Raw genomic sequence first — 19,838 nt, 5'->3', positions numbered from 1 at the left:
TCTCCGTGGTCTCACCGAAGTTCCAGCCCGCCTTGAAGGCGCTGATGTTCGCCTCGGCGATCTGCGGCTTCTTCGCGAACTTGCCGCGCAGGAAGGTCTCCGTCCCTCGGGTGGGGCGGTGGTACATCCAGGACAGCAGCCCCAGCGCGAACATGTTCTTGGCCCGCTCGGCGTCCTTGCGCGCCAGCCCGCTGTCCTTCAACGCCTCCAGGGTCAGCGTCGTCAGCGGCACCTTGTGCAGGTGGTAGCCCTCCAGCGAGCCGTCGGCCAGCGGGTCCGCCGCGTAACCGACCTTCGCCAGCGCGCGCTTGGTGAACTCGTCCGTGTTGACGATGATCTGCGCGCCGCGCGGCAGGTCCTCCAGGTTCGCCTTCAGCGCCGCCGGGTTCATCGCCACCAGCACGTTCGGCGCGTCGCCCGGGGTGAGGATGTCGTGGTCCGCGAAGTGCAGTTGGAAGGACGACACGCCCGGCAGCGTCCCGGCGGGCGCCCGGATCTCGGCCGGGAAGTTCGGCAGCGTGGAGAGGTCGTTGCCGAACGACGCCGTCTCCGAGGTGAACCGGTCACCGGTGAGCTGCATGCCGTCACCCGAGTCACCGGCGAAACGGATGATCACCCGGTCCAGTCGGCGGATCGGCTTGCCGTGCCTCGGCGGCGAACCTCCCGGGGCCGTTGGATCGGCGGGCACGGCCGCACCGGGGCGTCCGTCACCGTTCCCGGAACGACCACCGTCGCCGTCCGAGCCGTCCACTGCCTCTGACTGATCGACCTGACTGGTCACTGCCGCGGACCTCCTCGAGGGCACACCACCGCGGGCGCGGCCCCGTGCCCCGTCCGCTTGGTGCACCTCCCGCATCCTATGCGCGGGCACTTGATCCCGGACGGAACTCCCACGTGCGGCGGGAAAACACCGGCCCGCGCCCGTACCGCACACGGGGTACAACGTCCGGCCGCCGGAGATCATTCCGCGTCCGACGGCCGCCCCCCTGCCCCCGAGCTGCCCGGCCGCCGGGACGGCTACGAGTTGAGGTAGGTGAGCACCGCCAGCACCCGTCGGTGGTCCTCCGGGCTCTGCGCCAGGCCCAGCTTCAGGAAGATGTTGCTGACGTGCTTCTCCACCGCGCCGTCCGAGACCACCAGCTGCTTGGCCACCGCGCTGTTGGTGCGGCCCTCCGCCATCAGCCCGAGCACCTCCCGCTCGCGCGGGGTGAGGTTGGCCAGCACGTCGCCCTTGCGGCTGCGGCTGAGGAGTTGCTGCACCACCTCCGGGTCCAGCGCGGTGCCGCCCTCGGCGACCCGGACCACCGCGTCCGCGAACTCGCGCACCTCCGCGACCCGGTCCTTCAGCAGGTAGCCGACGCCCCGGGTGGAGCCCGCCAGCAGCTCGGAGGCGTACCGCTCCTCCACGAACTGCGACAGCACCAGCACGTTCAGCTCCGGGTAGCGCCCGCGCAGCTCGACGCAGGCGCGCAGGCCCTCGTCAGTGTGGCTCGGCGGCATCCGCACGTCGGAGACCACGACGTCCGGCAGTTGCCCGGCCGCGGCCAGGTCGTGGATGGTCTTCACCAGCGCGGCGCCGTCCCCGACACCCGCCACGACCTCCAGGCCCCGGTCGGTGAGCAGCCGGGTCAGGCCCTCCCGCAGCAGTACGGAGTCCTCGGCTATGACGACGCGGCGCATGGTGACCTTCCCGGCAGGGCAGAGCTGACAGGGGCCAGTCTCCCCCATCCGGGTGAACACCCGGCCCGCCGTCCGCGGATCCGCCGGTCAGGGGCTGCCGCCCGCCGCGCCCCGGTCACATGGTCCGGATCGCCACCGCGTCGCAGAGCCCCTCCAGGGCCGCCTTCGCCGCGCAGTCCGGCAGCGGGGCGAGCAGCGCCCGGGCGTCCTCGGCCTGGCGCAGCGTCTCCCGGCGGGCGCGCTCCAGCGCGGGGTGGCGGCGCAGCAGCCGCAGCGCCTCGGCGTGCAGCTCGTCGTCGGCGAGGTCCAGGGTGAGCAGTTCGCGCAGCCGGGTGTCGGCCGGGTCGGCGGGGTCGGCCGGCATCTGCTCCAGCAGCAGGGTCGGCAGGGTCGGCACGCCCTCGCGCAGGTCGGTGCCGGGGGTCTTGCCGGACTCCTGGCCGTCGCTGGCGATGTCCAGCACGTCGTCGGCCAGCTGGAAGGCGATGCCGATCCGCTCGCCGAACTCGCTGAGGGTGTCCACCATCCACGGCTCGGCGCCGGCCATCAGCGCTCCTATCCGGCAGGAGACCGCGATCAGCGAACCGGTCTTGCCGGCCAGCACGTCGAGGTAGTGCAGCAGCGGGTCGCCGTCCGGGCCGGGGCCGCGGGTCTCCAGGATCTGGCCGGTGACCAGCCGCTCGAAGGCGTCGGCCTGCATCCGCACCGCCTCGGGGCCGAGGTCGGCGAGCACCTGGGAGGCGCGGGAGAACAGGAAGTCGCCGGTGAGGATGGCCACCGAGTTGTCCCAGCGGGAGTTGGCGCTGGGGGCGCCGCGGCGCACCGGGGCCTCGTCCATGACGTCGTCGTGGTACAGGGTCGCCAGGTGGGTGAGTTCGACGACGACGGCCGCCGGCACCACACCGGGCGCCCCCGGGTCGCCGAACTGCGCCGCCAGCAGCAGCAGCAGCGGACGGAAGCGCTTGCCGCCGGCCTCGATGAGGTGACTGGCGGTGATGGTGATGAACGGGACGTCGCTCTTGACGGCCTCGGCGAGCGCCGTCTCCACCGCGTCCAGTCCGGCCTGAACGTCCCGGGTCAGGTCGCGGTCCTGCACGCTGAGCCCGAAGGGTCCCACGACGGTCACGAAGACCACTCCTCTGTCCCTGGTCGATCTAGCGGCCTGGTCCCTGAGTGCCGCCGCTGGCCATACAGGCAGGGTATCCGGTCACGAGTGGATCACTGCACGGGCGTGCGGATCCTGTCATGATCGGGCCGGATGCCCTGGTCAGGGCGGCTGTGGGGGCAGTACTGCGGTGGGGGCGAATTCAGCTGGAAAACACGGGCCGGAGCCCCTCCGCCGGCGGGCCGGCGGCAAACGCGCGTCCGGACCGCGCGCCGAGGGCGCGGCCCGGACGGGCCCGGGGCGGCGGCGCCGCCCCGGCGGCGGTCAGCGGACGAACAGCGCGGCCTTCGACGCCAGGTCCAGGAAGTACTGCGGCAGCAGGCCGAGACCCAGCGTGACCAGCACCCCCACCCCGATCGCGGTCGCCGTGAAGGCGCTCGGGATCGCCACCGTCGGGCCGCCCGGCTTCGGGTCGGAGAAGAACATCAGCACGATGACCCGGATGTAGAAGAACGCGGCCACCGCCGAACTCAGCACACCGACGATCACCAGCGGCGTCGCCCCGCCGGCCGCCGCCGCCTGGAACACCGCGAACTTCCCGGTGAACCCGGAGGTCAGCGGGATCCCGGCGAAGGCCAGCAGGAACAGCGCGAACACCGCCGCCACCAGCGGCGAGCGCCGGCCCAGCCCGGCCCAGCTGGACAGGTGGGTCGCCTCGCCCTTGGAGTCGCGCACCAGGGTGACCACGGCGAACGCGCCGAGCGTCACGAAGGAGTACGACAGCAGGTAGAACAGCACCGAGGACAGGCCCTGCTTGTTGGTGGCGATCACGCCCGTGAGGATGAACCCGGCGTGCGCGATCGAGGAGTACGCCAGCAGCCGCTTGACGTCCTGCTGGGTGACCGCCAGCACCGCGCCCACCACCATGGTGAGGATCGCCACCCCCCACAGCACCGGCCGCCAGTCCAGCCGCAGGCCCGGGAAGGCCACGTAGAACAGCCGCAGGAACGCCCCGAAGGCCGCGACCTTCGTCGCCGCCGCCATGAAGCCGGTCACCGGGGTCGGCGCGCCCTGGTACACGTCCGGGGTCCAGGAGTGGAACGGCACCGCGCCGACCTTGAACAGCAGGCCGACCGCGAGCATCGCCAGGCCGATCAGCAGCAGCGCGTCACTCTGGGTGCTGCTCAGCTGCGCCGGGGTGGTCATCGCCTTGCCGGAGATCACGTCCGAGATGTCGCCGAGCTTCACGCTGCCCGCGTAGCCGTACAGCAGCGCGGTGCCGAACAGGAAGAACGCCGAGGCGAAGGCGCCCAGCAGGAAGTACTTGACGGCCGCCTCCTGGGAGAGCAGCCGGCGGCGCCGGGCCAGCGCGCAGAGCAGGTACAGCGGGAGGGAAAAGACCTCCAGCGCCACGAACATCGTCAGCAGGTCGTTGGCCGCGGGGAACAGCAGCATCCCGCCGACCGCGAACATGGTGAGCGGGAAGACCTCGCTGGTGGCGAAGCCGGCCCGGACCGCGGCCCGCTCCTGCTCGCCGCCGGGGGTGGCGGCGGCCTGGGCCGCGAAGGCGTCGGCGGGCAGGCCGCCCGCCTTGGGCTCCAGCTTCCGTTCGGCGTAGGTGAGCACCGCGACGACGGCGGCCAGCAGGATCACGCCCTGCAGGAACAGCGCCGGGCCGTCCAGCGCGACGGACTCCATGGCCAGCAGGTCGACCCGGGTGGAGCCGAAGCCCTGGGAGGCCAGCACCACCACGGCGACGAAGGAGCCGATCAGCCCGGCCAGGGCGAGCGACACCTGCGTCCAGTGCCGGTACCGGCGGGGCACGAAGGCCTCCACCAGGATGCCGGCCACGGCGGCGCCGAACACCACCAGCATCGGGGAGAGCTGGCCGTACTCCAGGTGCGGCGCCGGGATGCTGGCGGTGTTGCCGCCGGCGGCGGCGAGCATGCCGGTGGTGCTCACTTCTGCTCACCTCCTGAGGTGGCGGCGACCGGGTGGGCCGGCGCCGGGTCGGTCTCGTGGACCTGCGAGAGCGTCGCGTTCACCGAGGGGTTGACCAGGTCGGTGAGCGGCTTGGGGTAGACGCCGAGCAGGATGGTCAGCGCCACCAGCGGGGCGACCACGGCCAGTTCGCGGACCTTGAGGTCGGGCATCCCGCCGACGCCGGCCTTCACCGGGCCGGTCATGGTGCGCTGGTACAGCAGCAGGGCGTACAGCGCGGCCAGCACGATGCCGAAGGTCGCCACGATGCCGATCGCCGGGTAGCGGGTGAACGTGCCCACCAGCACCAGGAACTCGCTGACGAACGGGGCCAGCCCGGGCAGCGACAGGGTGGCCAGACCGCCGATCAGGAACGTCCCGGCGAGCACCGGGGCGACCTTCTGCACCCCGCCGTAGTCGGCGATCAGCCGCGAGCCGCGGCGGGAGATCAGGAAGCCCGCCACCAGCATCCACGCGGCGGTGGAGATGCCGTGGTTGACCATGTAGAGGGTGGCGCCGCTCTGGCCCTGGCTGGTCAGCGCGAAGATGCCCATGATGATGAAGCCGAAGTGCGAGATCGACGCGTAGGCGACCAGCCGCTTGATGTCCTTCTGACCGACCGCCAGCAGCGCGCCGTAGATGATCCCGATCACCGACAGGACCAGGATCACCGGGGCGAAGGTCTTCGAGGCGTGCGGGAACAGCCCGAGGCAGAAGCGCAGCATCGCGAAGGTGCCGACCTTGTCCACCACGGCGGTGATCAGCACGGCGGTGCCGGCGGTGGCCTCGCCCATCGCGTTCGGCAGCCAGGTGTGCAGCGGCCACAGCGGGGCCTTCACCGCGAAGGCGAAGAAGAAGCCCAGGAACAGCGCCTTCTCGGCGGTGCCGGACAGCTGGAGCTTGCCGTCGGCGATCGCCGAGGTGAGGGTCTGGAGGTCGAAGGTGCCGAAGCCCTGGTCCTGCGCGATCACGTACAGGCCGATCACGGCGGCCAGCATCACCAGGCCGCCGAGCAGGTTGTAGAGCAGGAACTTCACGGCCGCGTACGAGCGCTGGCGCGCCGCGTCGGGGCCGCCGGCCCGGTCGCCGAAGCCGCCGATCAGGAAGTACATCGGGATCAGCATGGCTTCGAAGAACACGTAGAAGAGGAAGACGTCGGTGGCGTAGAAGGAGACGACCACCATCGCCTCCACCGCCAGGATCAGGGCGAAGAAGCCCTGGGTGCGGCGCCTGCCCTCAAAGGTGCCGTCGGGAGAGGCAGGCCCCGGGTCGGCGTCGTGCCAGGAGGCCAGCATCACCACCGGCACCAGGACGGCGGTGAGCAGGGCGAGGACGGCGCCGATGCCGTCCACGCCGAGCGAGAAGGTGATGCCGAAGGAGCGGATCCAGCTGTACGACTCGGTCAGCTGGTAGCGATCGCCGTGCGGGTCGAAGCGGGTCGCCACCACGGCGGCCAGCACCAGGGTGACGACCGAGACGCCCAGGGCGACGGCCTTGGTGGTCGAGCGGCGGCGCTCGGTCGACCCGGCGGGCAGGGCGGCGGTCAGCACCGCGCCGGCCGCCGGGACGGCACAGGTGGCGGTCAGCAACGCGCTCATGGCCGCACCCCCCACGTGGAATCTGCGCGAGTCATCAGACGGACCTCATCAGGAGAGTCGTGGCGACCAGCACCAGCGTGCCGCCGAACATGGAGAGCGCGTACGAGCGGACGAAGCCGTTCTGGACCCGCCGCAGCCGACTGGACACGCCGCCGATGGTGGCGGCCAGGCCGTTGACGAAGCCGTCCAGACCGCGGCTGTCGAAGTAGACCAGCGTCGCGGTGAGCGCCGAGCCCGGGCGGACCAGGACGGCGTGGTTGAAGTCGTCCTGGAGCAGGTCGCGGCGGGCGGCCCGGGTGAGCGGGGAGCCGACCGGCGGCACCACGGGGACGGCGGAGCGCCCGTACATCAGGTACGAGACGAGGACGCCGGCCAGCATGCAGGCCGTGGTGAGCACGGTGACCACCAGCGGGGCGAGCGGCGAGTTGCCCTCGGAGTGTCCGGTGACCGGCTCCAGCCAGGTCAGGAACGAGTCGTTGAAGGCGAACAGCCCGCCCGCGAAGACCGAGCCGAAGGCCAGCAGGACCATCGGGATGGTCATGGTCTTCGGCGACTCGTGCGGGTGCGGGGCGTTGCCCTCCGCGTCCGGCTGCCAGCGCTTCTCGCCGAAGAAGGTCAGCAGCATCACCCGGGTCATGTAGAACGCGGTGACGGCGGCACCGGTCAGCGCGCACAGGCCGAGGATCCAGCCCTCGGTGCCGCCCTTGGCGAAGGCCGCCTCGATGATCTTGTCCTTGGAGAAGAAGCCGGACAGGCCGGGGAAGCCGATGATCGCCAGGTAACCGAGGCCGAAGGTGACGAAGGTGACCGGCATGTACTTGCGCAGGCCGCCGTAGTGACGCATGTTCACCTCGTCGTTCATGCCGTGCATGACCGACCCGGCGCCGAGGAACAGCCCGGCCTTGAAGAAGCCGTGCGTCACCAGGTGCATGATCGCGAAGGCGTAGCCGATCGGGCCGAGCCCGGCCGCCAGCACCATGTAGCCGATCTGCGACATCGTCGACCCGGCCAGCGCCTTCTTGATGTCGTCCTTCGCGCAACCGACGATCGCACCGAACAGCAGCGTGACCGCGCCGACCACCACCACGGCGGTCTGCGCGTCCGGCGCCAGGTCGAAGATCGCCGACGAGCGGGTGATCAGGTAGACGCCGGCGGTCACCATGGTGGCCGCGTGGATCAGCGCCGACACCGGGGTCGGGCCCTCCATCGCGTCGCCCAGCCAGGACTGCAGCGGCACCTGCGCCGACTTGCCGCAGGCCGCCAGCAGCAGCATCAGGCCGATCGCCGTCAGCTTGCCCTCGCTCGCCTGCGCCGCCCCTCCGAAGACCGGCTCGAAGGCGAAGGAGCCGAACTCGGTGAACATCAGCATGATCGCGATCGACAGGCCCAGGTCGCCGACCCGGTTGACGATGAACGCCTTCTTCGCCGCCGTCGCCGCGCTCGGCTTGTGCTGCCAGAAGCCGATCAGCAGGTACGAGGCGAGGCCCACGCCCTCCCAACCGAAGTACAGCAGCAGGTAGTTGTCGGCGACCACCAGCAGCAGCATGGCGGCCAGGAACAGGTTCAGGTACGCGAAGAAGCGGCGCCGGCGCTCGTCGTGCGCCATGTAGCCCACCGAGTACAGGTGGATCAGCGTGCCGACGCCGGTGATCAGCAGGACGAAGGTCATCGACAACTGGTCGAGCCGGAACGACATGTCGGCCTGGAACCCGTTCACCGGGATCCAGCTGAACAGGTGCTCGGTGACGGCCCGGTGCTCGGCCTCGCGGCCCAGCATGTCCCAGAACAGCGCCAGGCCGAAGCCGAACGAGAGCGCCGCGAGGGCGGTGGCCAGCCAGTGGCCGAAGCGGTCCAGCGCGCGGCCGCCGAGCAGGAGCAGGGCGGCGCCGGCCAGCGGGGCCGCCACCAGCAGCGGAATGAGAGAGTTCACCGAGGCCCTCCGCCTACAGCTTCATCAGATTGCTGTCGTCGACCGAAGCGGAGTGCCTGGTCCGGAAGATGGAGACGATGATGGCGAGGCCGACCACGACCTCGGCCGCCGCGACCACCATCGTGAAGAACGCGATGATCTGGCCGTCCAGGGTGCCGTGCAGCCGGGAGAAGGTCACCAGGGCGAGGTTCGAGGCGTTCAGCATCAGCTCCACGCACATGAACAGCACGATCGCGTTGCGCCGGATCAGCACTCCGGCCGCGCCGATGGTGAACAACAGGGCCGCGAGGTACAGGTAGTTGGCCGGGTTCACTCCGCTCCCTCCTCGTCGGCGCGGCCGTTCAGGCCGTCCTTGCCGTTCAAGCCGTCCTTGCCGTTCGAACCGCCGTTGCCGTTCAGGCCGCCGTTGCCGTTCAGACCGTTCGGACCGCCGTTGCCGTCCTTGCCGTTCACCGACGCCGGCACCGACGCCGGCACCGGCTCCAGGGACTTGCGCGGTCCGGCGACCGCCGGCCGCTCGGACGACGGCCGGCCCAGCCAGTCCGCCGTGGTGTTCTCCAGCTCGGCCATCCGCCGCAGCATCTCCTGGCTGACGTCCCGGACCTGGCCGCGCTCGCGCAGCGTCGCCATCACCGAGTCCTCGGCGATCGTGCCGTCCGGCAGCAGCGCCGGAACGTCCACCGCGTTGTGCCGCGCGTACACGCCCGGCGCCGGCAGCGGCGGCAGCTGGAGGTTGTCCACGACCCGCTGGGCGGCCAGCTCGCGCTGCGTCTTCGGCGCCTTCACGTGCTCGCGGTGGGTCAACACCATCGCACCGATCGCCGCGGTGATCAGCAGCGCGCCGGTGACCTCGAACGCCCACACGTACCGGGTGAAGATCAGCCGGGCCAGGCCCGGCACGTTGCCCTCGGCGTTCGCCTCGGACAGGCCGGTGAAGTGGTCCAGCCGCGCGTTGGCGATCCCGGCGATCAGCAGCACGCCGAAGCCCAGCCCGCACAGCACCGCGGCGAACCGCTGGCCCTTCAGCTGCTCCTTCAGGGAGTCCTCGCTGGTGACGCCGACCAGCATCACCACGAACAGGAACAGCATCATGATCGCGCCGGTGTAGACGACGATCTGCACCACGCCCAGGAACACCGCGCCCTGCGCCATGTAACAGACCGCCAGCGCCATCATCGTGGCCGCCAGGCACAGCGCGCTGTGCACGGCCTTGCGCATCAGCACCATGCCGAGCGCGCCGCCGACCGCGATCACCGCGAGCACCCAGAACTGGACGGCCTCCCCGACGGAGGTCGTCCCGGTCGCGGCCAGGTTGAGGGAGGTCACTGCTGGACCTCCCGCTCCCGGTCGGTGCGCTCCTGCTGAACCGTCCCGGGCGCCGCCGCGGTGATCTCGCCCCGGTAGTACGCGCCCTCGTCGGCGCCCGGGAAGATCGCGTGCGGGGCGTCCACCATGCCCTCGGACAGGCCGACCAGCAGCTGCTCCTTGGTGAAGATCAGGTCCCGGCGCGAGGAGTCGGCCAGCTCGTACTCGTTGGTCATGGTGAGCGCGCGGGTCGGGCAGGCCTCGATGCACAGCCCGCACAGGATGCAGCGGGCGTAGTTGATCTGGTAGACCGCGCCGTAGCGCTCGCCCGGCGAGTAGCGCTCCTCCTCCCGGTTGTCCGCGCCCTCCACGTAGATGGCGTCGGCCGGACAGGCCCACGCGCACAGCTCGCAGCCGACGCACTTCTCCAGGCCGTCCGGGTGCCGGTTCAGCTGGTGGCGGCCGTGGAAGCGCGGAGCGGTGGGCTTCTTCTGCTCCGGGTACTGCTCGGTGAGCCGCTTCTTGAACATGGCCTTGAAGGTCACGCCGAAGCCGGCGGCCGGGCCGAGGATCGACGGCTTGTCGGGCCGCTCGGCCCGCTCCGTCTGGTCGGACGACATCTCGGTTCAGCTCCCTTCGGTATGGTCGGCCCCGTTGAGGGCGTCCTGGAGTTGCTTCGGGGCCCGGCTGCGCCGGCGCGGCACCGGCGGGAGCTCCTGTCCGGGCAGCGGGGGCACCGGGTATCCGCCCGCCATCGGGTCGAACTCCCCCTTCGGCAGGGCGGGTTCGGGCTCGGGCTCCTTCTTCAGGAAGTCCCGCAGCAGGGCGAGCAGCAGGATCGCCCCGACCGGCGCGCCGACGTACAGCACCACCTCGCCGAAGCCGTAGCCCTCGTTGCGCAGCGCCCGCACGCTCGCGATCAGCACCAGCCACACCAGCGAGACCGGGATCAGCACCTTCCAGCCCAGCTTCATGAACTGGTCGTAGCGGAACCGGGGCAGCGTGCCGCGCAGCCAGATGAAGAAGAACAGCAGCAGCTGGATCTTCAGCGTGATCCACAGCATCGGCCACCAGCCGTGGTTGGCGCCCTCCCAGAAGGTCGACACCGGCCACGGGGCCCGCCAGCCGCCCAGGAACAGGGTGGAGGCCACCGCCGAGACGGTCACCATGTTGACGTACTCGGCCAGCATGAACATCGCGAACTTCAGCGAGGAGTACTCGGTGTTGAAACCGCCGACCAGCTCGCCCTCGGCCTCCGGGAGGTCGAACGGCGCCCGGTTGGTCTCCCCCACCATCGCGATGATGTACACGATGAACGACACCGGCAGCAGCGCCGCGAACCAGGTCGGCTGCTGGTGCGCCACGATCTCCGAGGTCGACATCGACCCCGAGTAGATGAACACCGCCGCGAAGGACAGGCCCATCGCGATCTCGTAGCTGACCATCTGCGCGGCCGAGCGCAGCCCGCCCAGCAGCGGGTACGTCGAACCGGACGACCAGCCGGCCAGCACGATGCCGTAGATGCCGATCGAGGCCGTCGCCAGGATGTACAGCAGCGCCACCGGGAAGTCGGTCAGCTGCATCGCCGTCCGGGTGCCGAAGATCGACACCTCGTTGCCGGCCGGCCCGAACGGGATCACCGCGAAGGCCATGAACGCCGGGACGGCGCAGACGATCGGGGCCAGGATGTAGACCACCTTGTCCGCGCCCTTGACCACCAGGTCTTCCTTGAGCGCGAGCTTCACGCCGTCCGCCAGGGACTGCAGCATCCCCCACGGCCCGTGCCGGTTCGGCCCGATGCGCAGCTGCATCCAGGCCACCACCTTGCGCTCCCAGACGATCGCGATCAGCACCGTCAGGACCAGGAAGCCGAAGCAGAACACCGCCTTCAGCAGCACCAGCCACCACGGGTCCTGCCCGAAGAAGTGGAGCGTCTCGTACGGCTGCGGAGTCATCGCTCCTCCCCTTCGCTGCCCGCGTCGCCCGCCGCGGCCTCGGCCCTCGCGGCCGGCTCGGGGGCGGCCACGGCGATCGTGACCAGATGGCCGACGGTGGTGCCGAGCGCGCGGTGGGCGCCGCCCGGCGTGGAGTTGAGCGGGATCCAGACCGTGCGGTCCGGGATCGAGTCGGTGACCTCCAGCGGCAGGGTCAGCGAGCCGGCCGGGCCGGTCAGCCGCAGCGCCCCGCCCGCCCCACCCGCCTCGGCGCCGGCCTCCGGCGCACCGACCTCCTTCGCGGTGGCCGGCGAGACCCGGGCCACCGCCCGGTGCCGGGTGCCCGCCAGGTGCGGATCACCCTGCTGCAACGTGCCGTTGTCCAGCAGCTGGCGCCAACCCGCCAGCACCGCCTGGCCGGTGGCCGGGCGGGGCAGCACGCCGGGATGCGCGGCCGGGTCCGCGGACCGGTCACCCGTCCACGGGGTGAAGTGGTCCAGCTCCAGCCGGGCCGCCCGGACGTCCGGCAGGCCCAGCCGGTGGCCCAGCGCCTCCGCCAGCATGGTCAGCACCCGCAGGTCCGGGTACAGGTGGCGGCCCATCTGCTGATCGGGCTTGAGCGCCGCCTCGAACATCCGCAGCCGGCCCTCCCAGTCCAGGAAGGCGCCGGCCTTCTCCGCCACCGCCGCCACCGGCAGCACCACGTCCGCGCGCGCCGTCACCGCGGAGGGCCGCAGCTCCAGCGACACCACGAACGGCACCGCCGCCAGCGCCGCGTCGGCCAGCGCCGGATCCGGCAGGTCGTCCGGGTCGACGCCGCCGACCAGCAGCGCGTCCAGCTCGCCGTGCGCCGCGGCCGTCAGGATCTGCTCGGTGTCCCGGCCCGGCCGGGACGGCAGCTCCGCCACCCCCCACACCCCGGCGGCCTCCGCCCGGGCGGCCGGAGCCGCCACCGGACGGCCGCCGGGCAGCAGCCCCGGTAGCAGGCCCGCCTCGACCGCACCGCGCTCACCCGCCCGGCGCGGCACCCACGCCAGCCGGGCGCCGGTCGCGTGCGCCAGGCGCAGCACCGCCGTCAGCGCGCCCGGGGCGGCGGCCAGCCGCTCGCCCACCAGGATCACCGCGCCCGGGCCGCGCAGCAGCTCGGCGGCCCGCCCGGCCTCGTCGTTCAGCGGCTCGTCGGCGGCCAGCGCGGCGAACCACTCCGCCTCCGTGCCCGGGGCGGCCGGCAGCAGCGCGCCGCGCAGCTTGGCCAGGCCCCGGGAGGCGAACGCCGCCACCGAGTACACCTTCAGGCCCCGGTCGCGGCTGGCCTTGCGCAGCCGCAGGAAGACGATCGGCGACTCCTCCTCCGGCTCGAAACCCGCCAGCAGCACCGCCGGCGCCTGCTCCAGCTGCTCGTAGGTCAGGCCCTCGCCGTCCACGTCCACCCCGCGCCCGGCGACGGCGGCGGCCAGGAAGTCCGCCTCCTCGCCGCTGTGCGGGCGGGCCCGGAAGTCCACGTCGTTGGTGCCGAGCACCACCCGCGCGAACTTCCCGTACGCGTAGGCGTCCTCGACGGTGACCCGGCCGCCGGTCAGCACCCCGACGCGGGCGCCGCGCAGTCCCTCGGCGGCCCGGGCCAGCGCCTCCGGCCAGGAGGCGGGCACCAGCTCGCCGTCCACCCGCACCAGCGGGGTGGCGATCCGGTCCCGCTGCTGGGCGTAGCGGAACGCGAACCGGCCCTTGTCGCAGTTCCACTCCTCGTTGACCGCCGGGTCCTCGCCCGCCAGCCGGCGCAGCACCTTGCCGCGCCGGTGGTCGGTGCGCTGGGCGCAGCCCGAGGAGCAGTGCTCGCACACGCTCGGCGAGGAGACCAGGTCGAACGGGCGGGAGCGGAAGCGGTACGCCGCCGAGGTCAGGGCGCCCACCGGGCAGATCTGGATGGTGTTCCCGGAGAAGTACGAGTCGAGCGGCTCGTCGTCCCCGGTGCCGACCTGCTGGAGCGCGCCGCGTTCCAGCAGGTCGATGAACGGGTCCCCGGCGATCTGCTGCGAGAAGCGGGTGCAGCGCGCGCACAGCACGCAGCGCTCCCGGTCCAGCAGCACCTGGGTGCTGAGCGGGATCGGCTTCTCGTAGGTGCGCTTCATCCCCTCGAAGCGGGTGTCGGCGTCACCCGTGGACATCGCCTGGTTCTGCAGCGGGCACTCGCCGCCCTTGTCGCAGACCGGGCAGTCCAGCGGGTGGTTGATCAGCAGCAGCTCCATCACGCCGCGCTGCGCCTTCTCGGCCACCGGTGAACTCACCTGGGTGCGCACCACCATGCCCTCGGCGACCGGGATGGTGCAGGAGGCGACGGGCTTGCGCTGGCCCTCGATCTCGACGATGCACTGCCGGCAGGCGCCGGCCGGGTCGAGCAGCGGGTGGTCGCAGAAGCGCGGGATCTGGGTGCCGATCCGTTCGGCGGCCCGGATCACCAACGTCCCCTTGGGGACCTGCACTTCGACGCCGTCGATGGTGAGCGTGACCAGCTCGACCGCGGCCTTGTCGCCCGTGGAGGTGGATGGCTCTGTGATCGTCACGCGTGCACCTCCCTTTCGGTGGCGGACTGGTGGCCGGGGCGGGGGCCGTCGGCCCAGACGGTGGAGGCGGCCGGGTCGAACGGGCAGCGGCGCTCGGCCAGGTGCTGCTCGTACTCGGCCCGGAAGTGCTGGAGGGAGGAGACGATCGGGCTCGCGGCGCCGTCGCCCAGTGCGCAGAAGGACTTGCCGTTGATGTTGTCGGCGATGTCGAGGAGCTTCTCCAGGTCCCCGTCGACGCCCGCGCCCGCCTCGATCCGCTTGAGCAACTGGACCAGCCAGTAGGTGCCCTCGCGGCAGGGGGTGCACTTGCCGCAGGACTCGTGGGCGTAGAACTCGGTCCAGCGGGTGACCGCACGCACCACGCAGGTGGTCTCGTCGAAGACCTGCAGCGCCTTGGTGCCGAGCATCGAACCGGCCGCGCCGACACCCTCGTAGTCCAGCGGGACGTCCAGGTGCTCGTCGGTGAACATCGGGGTGGACGAGCCGCCCGGGGTCCAGAACTTGAGCCGGTGCCCGGGGCGGACGCCGCCGCTCATGTCCAGCAGCTGGCGCAGCGTGATGCCCAGCGGCGCCTCGTACTGGCCGGGGTTGGTGACGTGGCCGGAGAGCGAGTACAGCGTGAAGCCGGGGGACTTTTCGGTGCCCAGGCCCTTGAACCACTCCTTGCCGCGGGCCAGGATCGGCGGCACCGAGGCGATCGACTCGACGTTGTTGACCACCGTCGGGCAGGCGTACAGGCCGGCGATCGCCGGGAACGGCGGCCGCAGCCGGGGCTGGCCGCGGCGGCCCTCCAGCGAGTCCAGCAGTGCCGTCTCCTCGCCGCAGATGTAGGCGCCGGCTCCGGCGTGCACGGTGATGTCGAGGTCGACGCCCGAGCCGAGGATGTCCCGGCCGAGCAGCCCGGCCTGGTACGCCTCGGCGACGGCCGCGTGCAGGCGGCGCAGCACCGGGACGACCTCGCCGCGCAGGTAGATGAACGCGTGGTCGCAGCGGATCGCGTAGGAGGCGATGATCATGCCCTCGATCAGCGCGTGCGGGTTGGCGAACAGCAGCGGGATGTCCTTGCAGGTGCCCGGCTCGGACTCGTCCGCGTTGACCACCAGGTAGTGCGGCTTGCCGTCGTTCTGCGGGATGAACTGCCACTTCATCCCGGTGGGGAAGCCGGCACCGCCGCGACCGCGCAGCCCGGAGTCCTTCACCAGGGCGATCACGTCGTCCGGCGGCATCGCCAGGGCCGCCTTGAGGCCGTCGTAGCCGTGGTGGCGACGGTAGGTGGCCAGCGTCCAGGGCCGTTCGTCGTCCCAGGAGGCGGACAGGACGGGGGTGAGCAGCTTCTCGGCCGGCTCGGCGGCGGTCATCACGCTTCCGTCCCTTCGTGGCCGGTGCCCTCGTGGCGGGGCGCGACGACCTTGGTGCCGCCGGTGCCGGGCAGCGCCTCGCCCTTGGCCAGGCGCAGGCCGGCCAGCGAGGGCGCGCCGCCCGCGCCGGACTCGTCGTTGGCACCCGGGCGCTCGTCGGGGAAGCCCGCCAGGATCCGGGCGGACTCCTTGAAGGTGCACAGCCGGGCGCCGCGGGTCGGCCGGACCTCCCGGCCCGCGCGCAGGTCGTCGACCAGCCGCTTGGCGCTCTCCGGGGTCTGGTCGTCGAAGAACTCCCAGTTGACCATCACCACGGGCGCGTAGTCGCAGGCCGCGTTGCACTCGATGTGCTCGATCGAGATCTCGCCGTCCCCGGTGGTCTCGTTGTTGCGCACGCCGAGGTGCTGCTGGAGCTCGTCGAAGATCTGGTCGCCGCCGAGCACCGCGCACAGGGTGTTGGTGCAGACCCCGACGTGGTACTTCCCGGCCGGGCGCCGCCGGTACATGGTGTAGAAGGTGGCGACGGCGGTGACCTCGGCGGTGGTGAGGTCCAGCTGCTCGGCGCAGAACCGGATGCCGGTCGGGCTGACGAAGCCCTCCTCGGCCTGCACCAGGTGCAGCAGCGGCAGCAGCGCCGACCGGGCCTGCGGGTAGCGGCCGATCAGCTCCGCGGCGTCGGCGGCAAGCCGGGCGTGCACCTCCTCGGGGTACGGTGTGGCCGGCAGCGCCGGCATCCCCAACTGGACGTCTGTCACCGGTCCACGCCTCCCATCACCGGGTCGATCCCGGCCACCGCGACGATCACGTCGGCGACCTGGCCGCCCTCGCACATCGCCGCCATCGTCTGCAGATTGGTGAACGACGGATCCCGGAAATGGACCCGGTACGGGCGCGTCCCGCCGTCGCTGACCACGTGCACGCCCAGCTCGCCCTTGGGCGACTCGACCGCCGCGTACGCCTGGCCGACCGGGACCCTGAAGCCCTCGGTGACCAGCTTGAAGTGGTGGATCAGGGCCTCCATCGAGGTGCCCATGATCTTGCGGATGTGGTCGAGCGAGTTGCCCATCCCGTCCGGGCCGACGGCGAGTTGGGCGGGCCAGGCGATCTTCTTGTCGGCCACCATCACCGGGCCCGGCCGCAGCCGGTCCAGGCACTGCTCGACGATCCCCAGCGACTGCCGCATCTCCTCCAGGCGGATCAGGAAGCGGCCGTAGGAGTCGGCGCTGTCCGCGATCGCGACCTCGAAGTCGTAGTCCTGGTAGCCGCAGTACGGGTCGGTCTTGCGCAGGTCGTGCGGCAGGCCGGTGGCGCGCAGGATCGGGCCGGTGGCGCCGAGGGCCAGGCAGCCGGGCAGGTCGAGGAAGCCGACGTCGACCAGGCGCGCCTTGAACACCGGGTTCCCGGTGGCGAGTTTGTCGTACTCGTGCATCCGGGAGCGCAGGGTCTTCACGCATTCGCGGATCTGGTCGACGGCGCCGGGCGGGAGGTCCTGGGCGAGGCCGCCGGGGCGCACGTACGCGTGGTTCATGCGCAGGCCGGTGACCAGCTCGAAGACGTCCAGGATCAGCTCGCGGTCGCGGAAGCCGTAGATCATCAGGGTGGTGGAGCCGATCTCCATGCCACCGGTGGCCAGGCAGACCAGGTGCGAGGCGATCCGGTTGAGCTCCATCATCAGCACCCGGATCACGCTGACCCGGTCCGGGATGTCGTCGGTGATGCCGAGCAGCTTCTCGACGGCCAGGCAGTACGCGGTCTCGTTGAACAGCGGGGTCAGGTAGTCCATCCGGGTCACGAAGGTGGTGCCCTGGACCCAGTTGCGGAACTCCATGTTCTTCTCGATGCCGGTGTGGAGGTAGCCGATGCCGCAGCGGGCCTCCTTCACCGTCTCGCCGTCGATCTCCAGGATCAGCCGCAGCACGCCGTGGGTGGACGGGTGCTGGGGGCCCATGTTGACGATGATGCGCTCGTCGTCGGCCCGGCCGACCGCCTCGACCACCTCGCCCCAGTCGCCTCCGGTGACCGTGAAGACCCGGCCCTCGGTGGTCTCCCGGGCCTCTGCCTGCTCGGTCTCCTCGTGGGGTCGAGTCTCTTCGTCGTGCCGAGCATCTTCGTGGTGCCGAGTACTCATCAGCTGTACGACCTCCGCTGGTCGGGAGCCGGGATCTGGGCGCCCTTGTACTCGACGGGGATGCCGCCGAGCGGGTAGTCCTTGCGCTGCGGGTGGCCCAGCCAGTCGTCCGGCATCATGATCCGGGTGAGCGCCGGGTGGCCTTCGAAGACCAGGCCGAAGAAGTCGTAGGCCTCGCGCTCGTGCCAGTCGTTGGTCGGGTAGACGCTCACCACGGAGGGGATGCGCGGGTCGGCGTCCGGCGCGGTGACCTCCACCCGGATCAGCCGTCCGTGGGTGATCGACCGCAGGTGGTAGACCGCGTGCAGCTCGCGGCCCTTGTCGTCGGGGTAGTGCACGCCGCTCACGCCCAGGCACAGTTCGAAGCGCAGCGCCGGGTCGTCGCGCAGGGTGCGGGCGGTCCGGAGCAGGTGGGCGCGGTCGATGTGGAAGGTGAGCTCGCCGCGGTCGACGACGGTCTTCTCGATCACCTCGACCGGGTCCAGGCCCTGCTCCTCCAGGGCGCCCTCCAGCTCGTCGGCGACCTCGTCGAACCAGCCGCCGTACGGCCGTTCGCTCGGGCCGGGCAGCACGATCGGCGCGGCCAGGCCGCCGAAGCCGGAGGTGTCGCCGCTGTCCTGGGCACCGAACATGCCCTGCCGGCGGCCGACCACCTCGACCGGGATCTCGCGGACCGGGTGCTCGCGACGGGTCTCGGGTAGCTGCTCGTTCATCGCAGCAGCCCCCGCATCTCGCTGACCGGGGTGGCCTTGAGGGCGAGCGCCTCGCCCAGTTCCTCGGCCCGGATCCGGTTCGCGCCCAGCGGCTCGTGCTGGATCTTGTCGTGCAGCTTCAGGATGGCGTCCATCAGCATCTCCGGGCGGGGCGGGCAACCGGGCAGGTAGATGTCCACCGGGACGATGTGGTCGACGCCCTGCACGATCGCGTAGTTGTTGAACATCCCGCCCGAGGAGGCGCAGACGCCCATCGAGATGACCCACTTCGGGTTGGCCATCTGGTCGTACACCTGGCGCAGCACCGGGGCCATCTTCTGGCTCACCCGACCCGCCACGATCATCAGATCGGCCTGCCGGGGGGAACCCCGGAACACCTCCATGCCGAACCGGGCCAGGTCGTAGCGGCCGGCGCCGGTGGTCATCATCTCGATCGCGCAGCAGGCCAGACCGAAGGTGGCCGGGAAGAGTGACGCCTTGCGCACCCAACCGGCGGCCGTCTCCACGGTCGTGAGCAGAAAGCCGCTCGGCAGCTTCTCCTCGATTCCCATCAGATCCCTCTCAATGCCCTCAAGAAGCCCTCAAGTCCTGTGGTACGTCGGCCCGTTCGGGCTTGTCCGCTCGTTCACAAAGGCGGCGGCCACCCCGCGCTCAGTCCCACTCCAGGCCGCCGCGGCGCCACACGTAGGCGTAGGCGACGAAGACCGTGGCGATGAACAGGAGCATCTCGACCAACCCGAAGATCCCCAGGGCGTCGAAGGTCACCGCCCAGGGATAGAGAAAGACGATCTCGATGTCGAAGACGATGAAGAGCATCGCCGTCAGGTAGTACTTGATCGGGAACCGACCGCCGCCCACGGGCTGCGGGGTCGGCTCGATGCCGCACTCGTACGCCTCCAACTTGGCCCGGTTGTAGCGCTTGGGGCCGGTGAGTGAGGCCATCACGACGGAGCCGACCGCGAACGCCGCCGCGATGGCACCGAGTACGAGGATCGGCGCGTAGGCATTCATAGCCCCCGCTCCCTCCGTCCAGTCGTCCTTGACTGCAGATCGGAACCGGCAGGTCACGCTGAGGTGAACCCGCGTTCCGGTTCCCGGGATCCACCTCATGTGAGGCAGTTCACAAAGCCTGGAACGAGCGCATCCTATGCCCGTCGGCTTGTGATCTGCGACACGCAGTTCAACGTCATCTTTGTGATCTACGCCACGATGGGAATCGTGCCGAATATGAACATGCCCAGAGTTGTCAACACAAAGAAGTCAAATGGTCACAACCAGTCGCATTTACTTGTGAAGCGGCTGGTCAGAGCCGCGCTCCTATATCAACTATGCGTCGACGGGAGCAAATTTCGAGGCGTCATGTTGACGTGTTATAGCGGCTCACCCTGAGGGGTGGCGGGGGACCGAACGCTCGCTTGACCCTTCGTTCACAAGCGTGCGAAACGGTCCTCGGGGCCCTCCCCCTCCCGCCGCCCGCCGCCCGGTACGCCGAGCACCAGCCGGGCTGGGGCACGGTCTACGCCCGTCGGACGCTGAGTCGCCGGTG

The 19,838-nt window shown here is 71.0% G+C and carries 17 protein-coding genes; all 17 read right to left on the bottom strand.

What is annotated here, in order from left to right; translation table 11 throughout:
• A partial coding sequence (locus AB0P03_RS32210) for a 2-oxoacid:acceptor oxidoreductase family protein (protein ID WP_363632143.1) occupies positions 1-688 on the bottom strand: 688 nt, incomplete at its 3' end.
• Between the two features lie 329 nt (positions 689-1,017).
• A complete protein-coding gene (locus AB0P03_RS32205; RefSeq protein ID WP_363585065.1) occupies positions 1,018-1,680 on the bottom strand; it encodes a response regulator transcription factor in 663 nt (220 codons plus the stop codon).
• A 115-nt stretch (positions 1,681-1,795) separates the two neighbouring features.
• The gene (locus AB0P03_RS32200) at positions 1,796-2,806 is read right to left on the bottom strand and encodes a polyprenyl synthetase family protein (RefSeq protein WP_363585063.1); all 1,011 of its coding nucleotides are present in this window, start codon (positions 2,804-2,806) and stop codon (positions 1,796-1,798) included.
• 303 nt (positions 2,807-3,109) lie between these two features.
• The gene (gene nuoN, locus AB0P03_RS32195) at positions 3,110-4,732 is read right to left on the bottom strand and encodes an NADH-quinone oxidoreductase subunit NuoN (protein ID WP_350877774.1); all 1,623 of its coding nucleotides are present in this window, start codon (positions 4,730-4,732) and stop codon (positions 3,110-3,112) included.
• Positions 4,733-4,743: 11 nt separating this feature from the next.
• Positions 4,744-6,363 (bottom strand): NADH-quinone oxidoreductase subunit M, encoded by a 1,620-nt coding sequence (locus AB0P03_RS32190; RefSeq protein WP_363632142.1) that lies wholly within the window; start codon positions 6,361-6,363, stop codon positions 4,744-4,746.
• Positions 6,364-6,397: 34 nt separating this feature from the next.
• On the bottom strand, positions 6,398-8,293 hold the full coding sequence (gene nuoL / locus AB0P03_RS32185) for an NADH-quinone oxidoreductase subunit L (protein ID WP_363585060.1): 1,896 nt from the start codon (positions 8,291-8,293) through the stop codon (positions 6,398-6,400).
• A 13-nt stretch (positions 8,294-8,306) separates the two neighbouring features.
• A complete protein-coding gene (nuoK, locus tag AB0P03_RS32180; protein ID WP_363585058.1) occupies positions 8,307-8,606 on the bottom strand; it encodes an NADH-quinone oxidoreductase subunit NuoK in 300 nt (99 codons plus the stop codon).
• Positions 8,603-9,619 (bottom strand): NADH-quinone oxidoreductase subunit J, encoded by a 1,017-nt coding sequence (locus AB0P03_RS32175; RefSeq protein WP_363632140.1) that lies wholly within the window; start codon positions 9,617-9,619, stop codon positions 8,603-8,605. Before AB0P03_RS32175 ends, nuoK begins: the two co-directional genes overlap by 4 nt.
• Complete coding sequence (gene nuoI, locus AB0P03_RS32170; protein ID WP_363585056.1) at positions 9,616-10,218, bottom strand: NADH-quinone oxidoreductase subunit NuoI; 603 nt, start codon at positions 10,216-10,218, stop codon at positions 9,616-9,618. Before nuoI ends, AB0P03_RS32175 begins: the two co-directional genes overlap by 4 nt.
• Positions 10,219-10,224: 6 nt before the next feature.
• Positions 10,225-11,553: an NADH-quinone oxidoreductase subunit NuoH gene (nuoH, locus tag AB0P03_RS32165; protein WP_363632139.1), complete on the bottom strand. Its 1,329-nt coding sequence runs from the start codon at positions 11,551-11,553 to the stop codon at positions 10,225-10,227.
• The gene (locus AB0P03_RS32160) at positions 11,550-14,093 is read right to left on the bottom strand and encodes an NADH-quinone oxidoreductase subunit G (protein ID WP_363585052.1); all 2,544 of its coding nucleotides are present in this window, start codon (positions 14,091-14,093) and stop codon (positions 11,550-11,552) included. The genes nuoH and AB0P03_RS32160 overlap by 4 nt, the downstream gene beginning before the upstream one ends.
• Positions 14,090-15,451: an NADH-quinone oxidoreductase subunit NuoF gene (nuoF, locus tag AB0P03_RS32155; RefSeq protein ID WP_363585050.1), complete on the bottom strand. Its 1,362-nt coding sequence runs from the start codon at positions 15,449-15,451 to the stop codon at positions 14,090-14,092. The genes AB0P03_RS32160 and nuoF overlap by 4 nt, the downstream gene beginning before the upstream one ends.
• Complete coding sequence (gene nuoE, locus AB0P03_RS32150; RefSeq protein ID WP_363585048.1) at positions 15,451-16,206, bottom strand: NADH-quinone oxidoreductase subunit NuoE; 756 nt, start codon at positions 16,204-16,206, stop codon at positions 15,451-15,453. The genes nuoF and nuoE overlap by 1 nt, the downstream gene beginning before the upstream one ends.
• Positions 16,203-17,579: an NADH-quinone oxidoreductase subunit D gene (locus tag AB0P03_RS32145; RefSeq protein WP_363585047.1), complete on the bottom strand. Its 1,377-nt coding sequence runs from the start codon at positions 17,577-17,579 to the stop codon at positions 16,203-16,205. Before AB0P03_RS32145 ends, nuoE begins: the two co-directional genes overlap by 4 nt.
• Complete coding sequence (locus AB0P03_RS32140; protein WP_363585045.1) at positions 17,579-18,292, bottom strand: NADH-quinone oxidoreductase subunit C; 714 nt, start codon at positions 18,290-18,292, stop codon at positions 17,579-17,581. The genes AB0P03_RS32145 and AB0P03_RS32140 overlap by 1 nt, the downstream gene beginning before the upstream one ends.
• Complete coding sequence (locus AB0P03_RS32135; RefSeq protein ID WP_063348147.1) at positions 18,289-18,843, bottom strand: NADH-quinone oxidoreductase subunit B; 555 nt, start codon at positions 18,841-18,843, stop codon at positions 18,289-18,291. The genes AB0P03_RS32140 and AB0P03_RS32135 overlap by 4 nt, the downstream gene beginning before the upstream one ends.
• Positions 18,844-18,943: 100 nt before the next feature.
• Entirely contained in the window at positions 18,944-19,303 is a 360-nt protein-coding gene (locus AB0P03_RS32130) for an NADH-quinone oxidoreductase subunit A (protein WP_030060100.1), read from the bottom strand.
• Positions 19,304-19,838 lie beyond the last annotated feature (535 nt).

The organism is Kitasatospora sp. NPDC088779 (assembly GCF_040685395.1).
In the GTDB taxonomy this organism is placed as follows: Bacteria; Actinomycetota; Actinomycetes; order Streptomycetales; family Streptomycetaceae; genus Kitasatospora.
Note: the sequence above shows the minus strand (reverse complement) of the source record. Positions and strands in the feature narration are given on the sequence as shown.